Raw genomic sequence first — 13,743 nt, forward strand, 5'->3', positions numbered from 1 at the left:
GTGAGGCGATATCCGCGGGTCACCCGCCCACCGCGGCGGCCTTCCGCTCGCGCCACTGCTCGTCGTTGAGGCCACGACGCCAGTACCCCGAGATGGACAGCAGCTCCCTCGCCACACCGCGCTCGTGCACCAGGTGCCGGCGCAGGTGCCGGATCGCACCACCCTCGCCGTGCACGAACCCCTGCACCACGCCGGGCTCGAAGGTGAGCGACCGGACGGCGTCGACCAGACCCTCGCCGCGGGACCGCACCAGCCACCGGACATCCGCGTCGGCGGCCGTGGGCAGCACCTGCCGCTCCTCATCGCCATCCACTTCCACCAGCACTTTCGCCCGGGTGCCCGGCGCCATCCGCTCGAGCGTGACGGCGATCGCGGGCAGCGCGGCGGCGTCACCGGCCAGCAGGTGCCAGTCCGCCTCGGGGCCGGGCCGGTACAACCCCCGCAGATCGCGCACCAGGACCGGATCACCGGGACGCAGCCCGGCGAGCCGGGACCGGGTCAGCCCCGGGCGGCCGTGGTCGAAGACGTCGATCGCGAGCTCGCCGGCCACCGGATCGAACGAGCGCACCGTGTAGGTCCGCATCCGGAACCGGCCGGCCGCGCCCGCGTGATGCGTCCCGGGGTTGGACGACCGGCCCGGCGGAAAGACGAGCCGGATGAAGGCATCCGTGAAAGGACTCGGCTCGAATCGGTTGAGCTCCGGGCCGCCGACCACCATTCTGGTCATTCTCGGCGCTAATCCCGTCTGCCGGATGAATGCGAGCCGGACCACCGGCCGGATAGGCGTCGAGATGCCGATCATCTGCTCTCCTAGCACCGTTATCGGTCAAGGTGAGCCTAGCCTTACCGTGACCGATGTCGAATGCACAGTCGGACATCCGAACCGTCGGCGGGACCGCACGACTCCGGCCGCCGCGGCGCACGGTCAGGGACGTCCCATGATGGCGGTCAACTTCCGGGCCGCCGCCACGTCGGCGCACCCCGCGAGCCGCATCGCCGCCCGCAGTTCGCCGTCCAGAACGGACAACACCCCGGCGACCCCGGCCTCCCCACCGGCCGCCAGGCCCCACAGCACCGGCCGGCCGATCAGCACCCCGTCCGCCCCGAGCGCCAGCGCCCGCAACACGTCGGTGCCGCTGCGGACCCCGCTGTCCACGAACACCTCGCAGGTGCCCCGGACCGCCTCCACGGCCGCCGGGAGCATCGTGACGGCGGCCGGCGCACCGTCGAACTGCCGGCCCCCGTGATTGGAGACCACCACGGCACTCGCACCGATCCCGGCGGCCCGGCGGGCGTCCGCCGGGTCCAGGACACCCTTCACCACGATCGGCAACGCCGTCCGCGACCGCAGCGTCTCCAGGTGCGCCCAGGTCAGCGCCGGATGGAACGCGCCGTTGGTATGGGCGATCAGGGCCGAACCGGAGTCCGCCGGGGTGTGCGCGGCACTCGTCGCCCCGGCGGCGACGTTCGCCGCCCGGATCTCCGGGGGCAGCACGAACCCGTTGCGGACGTCCCGCAGACGCCGGCCCATGACCGGCACGTCCACGGTGACCATCAGGGCCCGGCAGCCGGCGTCCTCCGCCCGCCGGACCAGCTCGACGGTGGCCAGGTCGTCACGCAGCCAGTACAGCTGGAACCACTGCTCGCCCCCGGCCGCGCTCAGCTCCTCGACGGTGACGCTGCTCAACGTGCTGATCACGAACGGGACGCCGGCGGCCGCCGCGGCACGCGCCGTCGCCAGCTCCCCCTCCGGGTGCAGCAGCCGCTGGTACGCCATCGGCGCCACCGCCAGCGGCAGGGCGCTGCGGGTCCCGGCCAGGGTGGCGCCCGGATCCGGGGCGGGACCGCCGGTCAGCACCCGCGGGACCACCGTCACCCGGTCGAACGCCGCCCGGTTGGCCGCCAGGGTGGTCTCGGCCTCGCTGCCACCGGCCACGAAGTCCCGGACCGGGGCGCTCATCGCCGCCTCGGCCCGGTCCCGGAAGTCGCCGACCGTGTCCAGCCGGGGCAGAGTGGTGGTCATCGGCCGTCCGGCTCGGCCTGGTCCAGCTCGACCGCCTCGTACAACGCCTTGATGTTGCCGGATCCGAAGGTCCGGGCCCCGACCCGCTCGATGATCTCGAAGAACAGCGTGCCGCGGGGGTGCGTGGACTTGGTGAAGATCTGGTAGAGCTGGCCGTCGTGGTCCTCGTCGGCGAGCACGTTCAGCCCTCTCAGCTCGGCGACCGTGTGCCGGGTCAGCGTCAGCCGGTCGCCCATCCGCCCGTAGTACGCGTCCGGCGTGCTGAGGAACTCGACGCCGGCGTCGGACATCGCGCCGACCGAGCGGATGATGTCACCGGTCTCGAACGCGATGTGCTGCACGCCCGCGCCGCCGTGCTCCTTGAGGAAGGTGTCGATCTGTCCCGGCCGCCGGGTGGTGTCCGGCGCGATCAGGGTGAGCGTCACCGCCCCCCCGGCGCTCTGCACCACCTGGGAGTCCATCGCCTGCTCACCGACCACGATCCGCTCGGTGAAGACCATCGCGAAGTCGAAGACCCGCTCGTAGTGCTCGACCACCTCGTCCAGCCGGCCGGCCTCGACGCAGACCGCGAAGTGGTCGACCAGCCGCAGGCCGATGCCGGGCGTGCCGGAACGGTGCACCGGGGTCAGGCCGGGCAGCGACCACTCCCCGCCGGGGTCGCGCTGCACGAAGGTGTGGATGACGTCGCCGAACCCGCCGACCGACGCGGTGACCACGGCACCGTCGCGCTGCGGGGCGGCGATCGGGCGGGCCCCGCGGCGGACCGCCTCGTGGAAGGCGCCGGCCGCGTCGGCGGTGCCGAGCGCGATGTCCGAGACGCCGTAGCCGTGCTGGGTCGCGTACATCTCGCCGGGGTGGTCGCCGGTTCCGGGGCGGGTCAGCACCAGGCGGATGTCGTCGTGACCGAGGACGACCGAGTGTTCCGCGCCCGGTCCGGCGCCCTCCGCCCGGGTGTCCAGCCCGTAATTGCCGAATTGCGCGATCAACGGGTCGGGATCGGCACAGTAGATGCGTACGTGATCGACGGTCAGATCCTGAAAATGGCCGGTCATCAGTGCACTCCTCCACGAGAATCCCCCGGCCCGGCGCACTTTGTCTCCTGATCGGACCACCGTCGGGGAAATGACAATTCGGCACGGTCTCGCACTGTCGGCAAGGGTGGCACGGGCACCGTTGTCCGACAACGTCCGTCCAACCGCTCAAAACGTACCGGACGTCAATCTCACTGCTAATCTCCGATCGATTCGGCTTTGTTGTCGTCACCATTTCCACGGCGGTACGCGAGCCGATCGGCCGACAACCTGAGGATGGTCACATGGGCGTCAGCGACAAGGCGGTTCATCTGCGTTCCACCGCGCGCGTCGAACCACTGGTCGACCGGTTCCCCGCGCGGGTGCATCTCGTGTCGCCGGTGCCGGCGGCCACCGCACTGGCCGGCCGGCACGTGCCGATGCTGGAGTCGTACCTGCGGGGCGAACCCGTCGCCGGACTGGCGGCGGGCCGTGCCACCGACGTCGCCGCGCTGCTGGACGGCATCCGGCGTGACCGGGCCGACGTGCTCGGGTTCGCCGCCGCGGTGGCCGAGGCCGAGGACCTCCTGGAACGCGCCGGTCCGGGCAGCGATCCGCGGACACTCCACCCGCGGCTGCCGTCCGACCTGCACGGCCTGGCCGAGGTGGTGCACGATGCACGTCACCGGGCCGGCCTGCGGTTCCTCGAGGCGTCGGCGTACACCAGCCGGTTCTACGACGAGAGCCGCCAGTCGGTGCGGCTCGCCCCGGACGACGCCGCCGCCCGGGCCGCCGGGCCCGGCACACCCCGGCTCCCGCACCCCGGCGTGCTCGACCTGGCCGTCCCGTTCCGGCACCCCGGCTGGGACGAGCTGTTCACCGCCCGGATCCGGCCCACCACGGTGGCCCGGCTGCGGGAGGCCCTGGGCCTCGACGACGAGCAGACCGCCCGGCTGCGGCCGTTGCTCACCGCCGAACCCGCCGCCGCACCGGACCGGCACCTCGCCACGGGCGGCCGGGTCCGCTGGTTCGGCCACGCCTGCCTGGTGTTCCAGACCCCGGAGAGCGCGGTGGTGACCGATCCGGTCATCGGCGCCGGCGACCGGTACACCCTGGACGACCTGCCGGACCGCATCGACCTGGTGCTGCTCACCCAGGACCACCCGGAGCACCTGGTGCTGGAGACGCTGCTGCAGTTGCGGTCCCGGATCGGCGCCGTGGTGGTGCCCCGCTCCCCGCGCGGTGACCGGCACGAACCGTCGATCGCGCTGTGCCTGCGGGCGCTGGGTCTCCCGGTGATCGAGGTGGACGACTTCGACGAGACGGCGTTCCCCGGGGGCACGGTGGTGGCCACGCCGTTCCTCGACGAGCAGGGCCGGTCCCGGGCCGGGTCGACGTACCTGATCCGGATGGCCGGGGCGCGGTTCTTCGCCGGTTCGGACACCTCGGGTGCCGATCCGGTGGTGTACCGGTACGTGCGCCGGCACCTGGGCGAGGTCGACCTGGCGTTCTTCGGGATGGACCGGCTGTCCGCGCGGGAGGCTTCGGCGCTGGTCACCGAACTGGGCGCGGACGAGGCCTACCTGTACGCCACCGGCGCGCACCAGCGGGTCGACGCGTTCCTCGGCTGGTGCCACGACCGGGGCATCACCGCCGAACATCTGGTCAAACGGCGGGAGTGGTGCTGGTAGGCGTACCCGGGAAGGAGCCGGAGCCGCTGCCCGGGTGAGTTCCGATCTCCAGATCGACCGTGAGGAGGCCGTCCGGGGTCAGGTCCGCATCGGCCCGGGTGACGTCGCCGCCGCGGGCGGCCACCGCGTCCAGCAGCTCGCCCAACCGGCCGGGACGCCGGTCGAGGACCACCCGGATCCGGGTACGCCCACCGGCCGGACCGGTCGGCGGACGGGTCCGGGCCGCGCCGGTGACACCCCGCCGCAGCAGTTCGGTGACGGCGTCCCGCGCCGCGTCCTGGTCCGTCCCGGCGCGGTCTGGCGCGGTGTGGCCCGGCGCGGTGTGGCCCGTCTCGGCGTGGCCCGGCGCGGTGTGGCCCGGCGCGTCCCGGTCGGCGAGGGCCTCGGTTGCGGCGAGCAGACGGGTCAGGTCGTCGCGGACGTCGCGCAACACGGCGGCGATCGCCGGCGCGTTCGCGCGGACGATGTCGGTCCACAGTGTGGGGTCGCCGGCCGCGATCCGGGTGACGTCCCGGACCCCCTGCCCGGCGAGCGCCTCGGTGGCGGCCGGGCCCTCCCGCAGGCGTGCCGCGGTGAGGCTGGCCATCAGGTGCGGCACGTGCGAGGTCAGCGCCACGACGATGTCGTGGGTACGGCCGTCGAGCCGGACCGGCGTCGCCCCGCAGATCCCGGCGAGCGCGGTGACCCGGTCCAGCGCCGCGTCGCCGGTCCGGTCGTGCGGGGTGAGCACCCAGGTCCGGCCGTGGAACAGGTCGGCGGAGGCGGCCAGCGGGCCGGACCGTTCCCGCCCGGCCATCGGGTGCCCGCCGGCGTACGCGACGGGATCGGGCGCCAGCCGCAGGACGTCGCTCTCCAGCGCGCCCTTGACCCCCGCGACGTCGGTGTAGCTGAGGGCCGACCGGCGTGTCTGGGTGTCCCGCAGCACCGTCGCCACCTGGGCCGGCGGGACCGCGACCAGGGCGAGGTCCACCGGCCCGCCGGGCGGTTCGGCCCGGCCGGCACCGAGCGCCTCGGCGATCCGGGCCGCCGCGACGTCCCGGTCGGCGAGGAAGACCTCGACGCCGCGGCGCCGGGCGGCCAGGGCCACCGAGGTGCCGATCAGACCGGTTCCGATCACCAGGAGGGACCGGATCACCGGCTTTCCGCCTCGATGAACGCGACGAGCCGGGTGATGCCGTCGTCGATCTCCGCCGGCGACAGGTAGCTGACCGACAGGCGGATGGCCCGCCGTCCGCCGTCGTCCGGGTGGAAGTAGCGCATCGGTGTCCAGATCACGCCGAACTCCTCGGCGGACCGGGTCAGTGCCGCGTCGTCGGCCTCGAATCCGACGGTCAGGCCGAGGAAGAAGCCGCCGCTGGGCTCGTTCCAGCGCACCCCGAGTTCGGTGCGGCGCGGTTCCGGGAGCCGGTCGGCGAGCCGGTCGAGGACCCGCCGCATGGATTCGCCGTAGTGGCCGGTGGCCTTGGCGTTCAGCTCGGAGACCCGGCCGCCGGCGGCCAGCAGGGCGCCGGCCACCACCGCCTGGCTCAGCGACGAGGTGTTCACCGTGATCATGCTCTTGATCTTCGAGAGCTCGTCGGCGAGCAGTCCGGGCCGTCCGTCGTCGCCGGTCACCGTCTGGTCGGCCACCGCGAAACCCACCCGGGCGCCCGGGAAGATCGTTTTCGAGTACGAGCCCAGATGGATCACCGAGTGCCGGCGGTCCAGCGCCTTCAGAGTGGGCGCCGGCTCCCCCGGGCTGACCAGCCGGTACGGCGTGTCCTCCAGGATCAGCAGGTCCTCACGGGCGGCCAGGTCCAGCAGCGCCACCCGGTCGGCCGGCGCCAGCGTGGATCCGGACGGGTTGGCGTGGTCCGGCACCAGGTAGAACGCCCGCGGCCGACGGCCGGCCGCGCGGGCGGATGCGATCGCGGCCGCCAGGTTGTCCAGCGAGAACCCGTCCGCCGACTCGGGTACCGGGCAGAGGGTCACGTCGAGCAGCCGGGCCACCCCGGTGATCCCCACGTAGCAGGGGCTGGAGACCAGCAGCACGTCGTCCGGGTTCCGGATCAGCGCCCGGACCGCCAGCATCATCGCCTCCTGGGCACCGACGGTGACCACGATCGCGGCGGCCGGCACGTCGATCCCCTCGTCGGCGCGCAACGAGTCGGCGATGATCTCGCGGATCTGGCCGGCGGTCGGACCGTACTGGTAGACCGCCGTGCGGACCTGGTCCGGTGAGGCGCCGTGGTCGGCGAGATGGTCGAGGTAGCGGCGCAGGTGCGCCAGCACCTCCTCGGTCTCGAAGAAGCCGTCGTACGGCCGTCCCGGCGCGAACGAGATCGCCCCGGGGTAGCGCAGGGTCACCTCGTTGAGGAAGTTCATCGTGTCCAGAACCGGGTCGGAAACGCTCGCGTGCAGTTCCGATCTGCGCAGCACTTGTCCTCCTGTGTCGGTGCCCGTCTGACGACGCGGTGTCCGACCGCCTGTTGCGCGCGGTTGGACACCGGTGGTGCTCAGCTGGCGACGCGCTCCTCCGGGCCGACCCGGGTGGCGAAGTCGGCCCACAGGCCGGAGAACTGCCGGGCCAGGTCGGCGACCACGTCCGCGCAGTGCGGCGGGACGTTGTCGACGATGGTCTCCCACTCCTTCGCCCAGCGGGTGTGCAGCGTCAGCAGGCGCAGCAGGTTGCGGCCGGTGTCGGTGTAGCGCAGCGCCGGGTCACCCATCAGCCGGCTGACGACGACGGCGTGGTCGAGCACCGGTTCCGGGCGCATGCCGGAGCGGACCAGGTTCAGGTGCTGGTCCCGGCCGGTGCCGGTCGCCGCCGGGGTGGTGTCCCGGGGCCGCCGGGTCGGCACCAGTTCGGTGCCGCTGTGCAGCCGGTTGCGGACGTCGCGGGCGGTCTCCGGGGAGATCGCCGCGGCGCGGGCGACCTGCCGGAGCGACAGGTTCGGGTTCTCGCTCATCAGACGGCCGGCGAGCAGACGGCCGGCGCTGCAGTCCAGGGGGCGTACCCGGCCGTCCTGTCCGATCCGGCTGCTCTCCGGGGCGGAGGTGCCGTTCACCCGGCGGCGGATGTCGGCGACCGTGCCCGGTGAGATGCCGGTGACCGCGGCGACGCGGCGGTCCGACCACTGCGGGTGCGAGACGGCGATGCGTTCCGCCGCGCGTTTGCGGTCGGCCAGCGCGAGGGGCAGGCCGTGCGAGACGTTCAGCCAGACGGAGAGCACGAACGCCTCGTCGTCGGTGCCGTCGAAGAGCCGTCCGGTGATCGTCGTCGCGCCGCGCCGGACGGCCGCGCGGATCCGGTGGGCGCCGTCGATGACACGCATCGTCGGGCGGTGCACCACGATCGGCGGCAGTTCTCCCTGTGCCGCGACCATGGCTTCCAGGTGTTCCGCATCACCGCCGGCCAGCCGGGGTGATCCGCTGAGGCTGAGTGAGCTGATCTTCAGCTCGATGATCGGCTGCCGGTTGAGATCCTCTTCGTCGGGTGTCAATGCCGCTCCTCAGTTCGTGGAGCACTTTGAAGATCAACTTCGAGGCATTCTTCCGCGTTCGACAATGCTCGATCGGTGGGAATGCCCGTGATCAAGGCGCTCGCTGTGAAGGCGTGCCGAAACAGTCCCGCAGGACAGTGCGGCGGGATCTTTGTCGTCCGGCACGAAATTAACATCGGCCCGCAGCTATCTGTAACCCCTGCATCACTCAGGGACACCGAACCCTCGTGCCCCTAACCCCTAGCCCGGAATGCCAGCTTCACCGTCTTGATGCGCTGTTGTCCGTAGGAGTTGACAACGGGCTAGGCCCGGCGATCCGGACAGAAAACCGCACCCGGCCGAGTCGGCCGGGTGCGGTCGGTGGATCCGCGCTCACACCGTGGCGGGGACCTGTCCCCGCTCGCCGGAGGACAGCGCGAGCGTGCGTCCCATCACCGGCGACATCCCGGCGACGATGCCGGCCAGCTCCGCGATGTCGGCGTCGTGCAGCGCCTGATCACCGTCGCAGAGCGCCGTCTTCGGCTGCGGGTGCACGTCGATGAGCAGACCGTCCGCCCCGGCCGCGATGGCCGCCCGGCTCAGCGGCGCCACCAGGTCACGGCGGCCGCCGGAGTGCGACGGGTCCACGATCACCGGCAGGTGCGAGAGCCGCTGCGCCACCGGCACCGCACTGATGTCCAGGGTGTTCCGGGTCGCGGTCTCGAACGTCCGGATACCCCGCTCGCACAGCACGATGTCCAGGTTCCCGCGCTGCGCGATGTACTCGGCGGCGCTCAGCCACTCCTCGATCGTCGCGCTGAAACCCCGTTTGAGCAGCACCGGACGGCCCGCCGACCCGACCGCCTGCAGCAGGGCGAAGTTCTGCATGTTGCGGGCGCCGATCTGGAGCATGTCCGCGTACGAGGCGACCATGTCCACACTGCCCGGGTCGATCACCTCGGTGACCACGGCCAGCCCCGTCTCGGCCCGCACATCGGCCAGGATGCGCAGGCCCGCCTCGCCCAGCCCCTGATAGGAGTACGGCGACGTCCGCGGCTTGAACGCGCCACCCCGCAGCATCGAGGCGCCGGCCGACCGGGCCATCCGGGCCGCCGCCAGCGTCTGCTCCGGCGACTCGACCGCGCACGGCCCGGCGATCACGGTCAGCGTGCCCGGTCCGATCGGCACCCCGCCGACCCGGATCACCGAACGGTCCCGGTGATGCTCCCGGCTGACCAGCTTGTACGGCGCCGACACCCGGATCACCTGGAGCACCCCGGACAGGCTCCCCAGGTTCAGGGCCTCGAAGTCGGCCACGTCACCGACCAGGCCGACGATGGTCCGCGACAGCCCGCGGCTGACGAACGCCTGCCCGCCGACCGCGGTCACCCGCTGCACGACGACTTCCACATCCGCCGGAGTGGCCCCCGGCGCCATGACAACGACCATGATCTCCCCCTCGGTCTTCCGTGTCAGGAGCGCGACCAGGTCCATTCGTCGCGGTCGAGCAGGTGGCCGGACTTCACCCCGTTGTTCGAGCACCACGTCTCGAACTCGGTGATCTGCTTGAGCTGGAAGGAGTCCTCGTTGTAACTGGTGGCCATCACGTGACCGAGCCAGCTCTCCTCGCCCATCGCGTAGACGTACACCTCCTCGGCGCCCAGCTCGGTGACGATCGCCGCCGCCTGCTCCGCGTTCGAGCCGGACATCTTGCGGCTGTCGCTCATCTTGTTCGGGATCGCCTTGGTCAGGAACGCCTGGTACTGCCAGTTCAGCGGGGCGCCGTCGCACTCCATGCCGAGGAACGCGATGTCGACGCGGCCCAGGTGCCCGCGCACGTACCGGTAGAGGACCGGGTCGAGACCGGACGAGTCCGCGCCGACGTAGACCGACTTGCCGCCGAGCTCGACGAACCAGGTCGCCTTGGCCCGGATGTCGAGGTCGGCGTGCTCGCCGAAGAACGGCGTCGCGACGATCCGGCCGCCCGGGAAGGTGATCTCGTCGAAGTCGTCGACCTCGACCGCGTCGAACCCGAGGCTCCTCAGGTAGAGCGCCAGCGACGGGTCGCACAGGTTGCCCCGCGAGGTCCGCGGCACCACGAACGTGCCCACCCGGCCGCGCAGCTGCAGCAGGGTCTCCGGCACCAGGTGGTCGGAGTGCCCATGCGTGATGATCACGTAGTCGATGTGGTCGGGCAGATCGTTGTACGTGTACCGCCCGGTCGCGTCGGTGTCCGCGCTGATGAACGGGTCCGTCATGATGGCCACGTCAGGCGTCTGCATCAGCAGGCAGGCGTGTCCCCAGTAGCGGATCCGGGCGCCCTGCTCGATGTGCCGGTCGGCGTGCAGCGCGGACTCCGGGACCAGCAGGCCGGACAGCCGGGACGCCTGCGCGTCGTCGAGTTCCAGCGCCTCGCGCAGCGCCGCCGGGGTGGTCGGGTGCACCCGCGACCGGAAGAGCGCCTCCAGCCCGGGGTGCCGGAACGGGATGTCCAGTTCGAGCACGTCCGGCGACGTCAGCCGGGGCGTGCTCATCACGAACGGGCGCTCGATGCCGGTCTCCACCGACAGCTGCACCGACTGGCGGTCCTCGGTGTACGCCTTGCTCCGGTAGACCAGCGGCTCCTGGAAGTGCAGCGACGCCGCGTTGTTGGTGTCGTAGGCGAGTTCCACCAGGCCGGCGAGTTCGGCGGGCAACTTCGGGTAGATCGGGCGCAGGTCGTACCCGATCGCCTCGTCCCTGACGATCTTCTCGGCCTCGCCGATCGCCTCGGCGAACCGGATCATGTCCGCCCGGTCGCGCCGGATGCCGGCCAGCAACGCCTCGACCTCGTCCTTGCGTTTCTCGTCGACGCCGACGAAGAAACCGCCGCGGAAGCGGGGGTCACGGCTCGCCTGGTAGTGCCAGTCCGGCGCCTGCAGATACGACTCCAGCATCGGGATCCAGCGGAAGGCGAGGCTCATGGTGGCGGTGACCGGGGACACCGCGTACATCGAGGCGTAGAACCGGTCGACCAGGGGTTCGATGATGGTGTTGGGGCGCAGGAAGACGCGCTCGTCGCTCATTGTCGCTCCTTGGGATCAGAGGGCTGGGGACGGATGCCGGCCAGCGCGAACAGGCGTTCCGCGGCCACCTCCGCGCCGTCCGGGCGGACCGTGCCGGCCACCACAGCGGCCCGGGCCTTGGTCTCCGGGGCCAGGGCGACGGCGAGGGCCGCCGACAGGGAGTCCGCCGTCAGCGCCGGGCCGTCGTGTGCGGCACCGATGCCCAGTGCGGCCACCCGGCCGGCGAAATACTTCTGGTCGTCCACGATCTGCGGCGCCACCACCTGCGGGGCGCCGGCCCGGGCGGCCGCCGTGGTGGTGCCGACTCCGCCGTGGTGTACGACCGCGGCCACCCGGGCGAACAACTCCTGGTGGTTCACCTCGCCGACGGCGAGACAGTCGTCCTCGTCGTCGGGGAGCGCCAGATCGGCCCAGCCCCGGGAGAGGATCACCCGGCGGCCCTGGGCGCGGACCGCCTCGACGGCCACCTTCGCGGTTCCGGCCGGGGCCGGCATGCTGCCGAAACCGACGTACACCGGCGGCTCGCCGGCCGCCAGGAACGCCTCCACCGCCGGCGGGAGCGGCCGGTCGTCCGGGGTGATCCAGGCGCCGGTCTGCAGGACGTCCCGGTCGGCCGGCCCGGCCGGGGCCAGCACCGGGTCCGCCGCGAGCCACGGATCGGCGGTGTACCCGTACCCGTAGATGTCCTGGACCGGCGGCAGACCGATGGCGGCCCGCCGGTCGTTGAGCGCCGCGCCGAAGCGCCGGAAGGCGCCCTGGTTGTTGCGGTCCCACAGGGCCCGGTTGTCACTCGTCGCCGGCGCGGGCGGCTCACCCAGCGGCGGCGGTGGCGGGTAATACGGCGACGGCACGTAGATCGGGCAGTAGAAGCCGTAGAAGTACGGGATGCCGAGTCTCTCGGCCACCGACCGGACGGCCACCGCGGCGGACAGCACACCGGTCGCCAGCACCGCATCACAGCCCTCGGCCGCCGCTGGGACCTGCTCGAACTGCACGGCCATCGCCTCGGCTGCCAGCCGCGGACCGTCACCGGGCCCCGGCCGCGGACCGTCCATCACGGCCCGCGCCGACCGGCCCACTGGCGTCAGCGGCACACCGGCCTCGGCCAGCCGGTCCGCCGAATCCGGCGACGCACACATCCGCACCTCGGCACCGGCCGCCCGCAGCCGCAGCGCCAGCGCCACCAGCGGCTCGACATCGCCGCGGGAACCGGACGTCGACAACAACACCCGCATCGCATCTCTCCTGTTCTCGGCGCTGTCAGGCCGGGCGCGGAGGCAGGCCGCCGGCCAGGTCCGCGAAGGCCTCTTCGGGGGTACGCCCACCGCCTGCCGCCGTGGCGGCGAGCCGCCGGCACGCCTCCCCGTCGCCGCGCGTCGCGTGGAACGCCGCGAGGAAATCGGCGTAGATCCGGTACTCGTGGTGGTACGCGGTCGCGAACGCGTTCAGCGCTGTCGTCTCGTCCCGGTCGCCCGCGAGGATGCCGGTGAGCGCGCGGGCCGCGAGCAGCCCGCTGTACGTCGCCAGGTGCACCCCGGAGGCGAACACCGGGTCGACCGCGCACGCGGCGTCACCGACCAGGACCATCCCGGGCCGCCAGAACGCCGTCCGGTGGTAGGTCCGGTTCTCGGTGACGCGCAGCCTGCCGTACTTCTGACCGGCCGTCACCCGGGCCGCGTCGGTGAGCAGCTCGGCGATCAACGGGCACTCGGCGATCAGCGCCGCGAAGGCCTGCTCCCGATCGCCCTCGACCTTCGCCGCCAGCTCGGCCCGGACCACCGCGCCGACGCTGCTCAGCCCGCCGGTCAGCGGGGTGTACCAGAACCAGCCGCTGTCGAACGCGACGACCAGGGTGTTCCCGTCGTACGGCGCCGGCTGCCGGCACAGTCCGAAGTAGCCGGAGAGCGACACGGTCCGGACCGCCTCCGCGGGGACCCGGGTCTCACCGACGGCGGCGTGCAGGGTGCTGTCCCCGCCGGAGGCGTCGACCACGTACCGGGCCCGGACCTCGTGCTCACCGCCGTCGGCGTCGGCGTAGCGCAGGCCGGTCACCCGTGGCCCGCTCGTGACGACGCCGGTGGCCGGGCAGCCCTCGCGTACCTCGACGCCCCTGTCCTTGGCGTTGGTCAGCAGAATCTCGTCGAACCGGGCCCGCTCGACCTGATAGCCGTACGACTCCGGGCCGGCCAGCCGGGGCGAGTCGGCGAACGCGTACGTCCACGGCTCCGCGCCGGCACCCCAGTGGAAGGCCCCGCCCCGGCGGACCCGGAACTCCGCCTTCGCCAGCTGATCGGTGACGCCGAGCAGCCGGCCCACCTCGTGCACCGTCGACGGCGCCAGCGCCTCGCCGATCCGGTACCGGGGGAAGACCTCCCGGTCCAGCAGCAGCACCCGGTGCCCCCGCATGGCGACCAGCGTCGCCACCGTCACACCGGCCGGGCCGCCACCGGCGACCACCACGTCGAACTCCTCCACCGGGCTCTCCCGTCTCCC

Annotated in this window: 11 protein-coding genes; 1 reads left to right on the forward strand and 10 read right to left on the reverse strand. The window is 72.6% G+C overall.

Annotated elements, in window-relative coordinates; all coding sequences use genetic code 11:
* Positions 1-19: 19 nt before the first annotated feature.
* From QSK32_RS12660 to hppD, 3 genes are all read right to left on the reverse strand, one after another.
* Positions 20-802, reverse strand: coding sequence for a siderophore-interacting protein (locus QSK32_RS12660; RefSeq protein ID WP_285471979.1), 783 nt, complete (start codon positions 800-802; stop codon positions 20-22).
* 123 nt (positions 803-925) lie between these two features.
* Positions 926-2,023 (reverse strand): alpha-hydroxy acid oxidase, encoded by a 1,098-nt coding sequence (locus QSK32_RS12665; protein ID WP_045739893.1) that lies wholly within the window; start codon positions 2,021-2,023, stop codon positions 926-928.
* Positions 2,020-3,075 carry a 4-hydroxyphenylpyruvate dioxygenase gene (gene hppD, locus QSK32_RS12670; protein ID WP_083448723.1) on the reverse strand — a complete coding sequence of 352 codons (1,056 nt, stop codon included), beginning with the start codon at positions 3,073-3,075 and terminating at the stop codon, positions 2,020-2,022. Before hppD ends, QSK32_RS12665 begins: the two co-directional genes overlap by 4 nt.
* A 263-nt stretch (positions 3,076-3,338) precedes the next feature.
* Between hppD and QSK32_RS12675 the strand changes: the two genes are divergently transcribed.
* A complete protein-coding gene (locus QSK32_RS12675; protein ID WP_285471982.1) occupies positions 3,339-4,724 on the forward strand; it encodes an MBL fold metallo-hydrolase in 1,386 nt (461 codons plus the stop codon).
* On the opposite strand, the gene QSK32_RS12680 is transcribed toward QSK32_RS12675, so the two are convergent.
* From QSK32_RS12680 to QSK32_RS12710, 7 genes are all read right to left on the reverse strand, one after another.
* The gene (locus QSK32_RS12680; protein WP_285471983.1) at positions 4,699-5,859 is read right to left on the reverse strand and encodes a prephenate dehydrogenase; all 1,161 of its coding nucleotides are present in this window, start codon (positions 5,857-5,859) and stop codon (positions 4,699-4,701) included. The two genes, QSK32_RS12675 and QSK32_RS12680, sit on opposite strands and share 26 nt — an antisense overlap.
* Positions 5,856-7,142 carry an aminotransferase-like domain-containing protein gene (locus QSK32_RS12685; RefSeq protein WP_285471984.1) on the reverse strand — a complete coding sequence of 429 codons (1,287 nt, stop codon included), beginning with the start codon at positions 7,140-7,142 and terminating at the stop codon, positions 5,856-5,858. Before QSK32_RS12685 ends, QSK32_RS12680 begins: the two co-directional genes overlap by 4 nt.
* A gap of 77 nt (positions 7,143-7,219) precedes the next feature.
* The gene (locus tag QSK32_RS12690; protein ID WP_045739890.1) at positions 7,220-8,206 is read right to left on the reverse strand and encodes a ParB N-terminal domain-containing protein; all 987 of its coding nucleotides are present in this window, start codon (positions 8,204-8,206) and stop codon (positions 7,220-7,222) included.
* A gap of 372 nt (positions 8,207-8,578) precedes the next feature.
* Positions 8,579-9,634: a 3-deoxy-7-phosphoheptulonate synthase gene (gene aroF / locus QSK32_RS12695; RefSeq protein ID WP_045739978.1), complete on the reverse strand. Its 1,056-nt coding sequence runs from the start codon at positions 9,632-9,634 to the stop codon at positions 8,579-8,581.
* 23 nt (positions 9,635-9,657) lie between these two features.
* Positions 9,658-11,250 carry an MBL fold metallo-hydrolase gene (locus tag QSK32_RS12700; RefSeq protein WP_045739889.1) on the reverse strand — a complete coding sequence of 531 codons (1,593 nt, stop codon included), beginning with the start codon at positions 11,248-11,250 and terminating at the stop codon, positions 9,658-9,660.
* Positions 11,247-12,485, reverse strand: coding sequence for a glycosyltransferase (locus QSK32_RS12705; RefSeq protein WP_285471985.1), 1,239 nt, complete (start codon positions 12,483-12,485; stop codon positions 11,247-11,249). The genes QSK32_RS12700 and QSK32_RS12705 overlap by 4 nt, the downstream gene beginning before the upstream one ends.
* A gap of 25 nt (positions 12,486-12,510) precedes the next feature.
* A complete protein-coding gene (locus tag QSK32_RS12710; protein ID WP_285471986.1) occupies positions 12,511-13,725 on the reverse strand; it encodes a tryptophan 7-halogenase in 1,215 nt (404 codons plus the stop codon).
* Positions 13,726-13,743 lie beyond the last annotated feature (18 nt).

It is taken from the genome of Actinoplanes sp. NBRC 101535 (assembly GCF_030269225.1).
Classification (GTDB): domain Bacteria; phylum Actinomycetota; class Actinomycetes; order Mycobacteriales; family Micromonosporaceae; genus Actinoplanes; species Actinoplanes rectilineatus.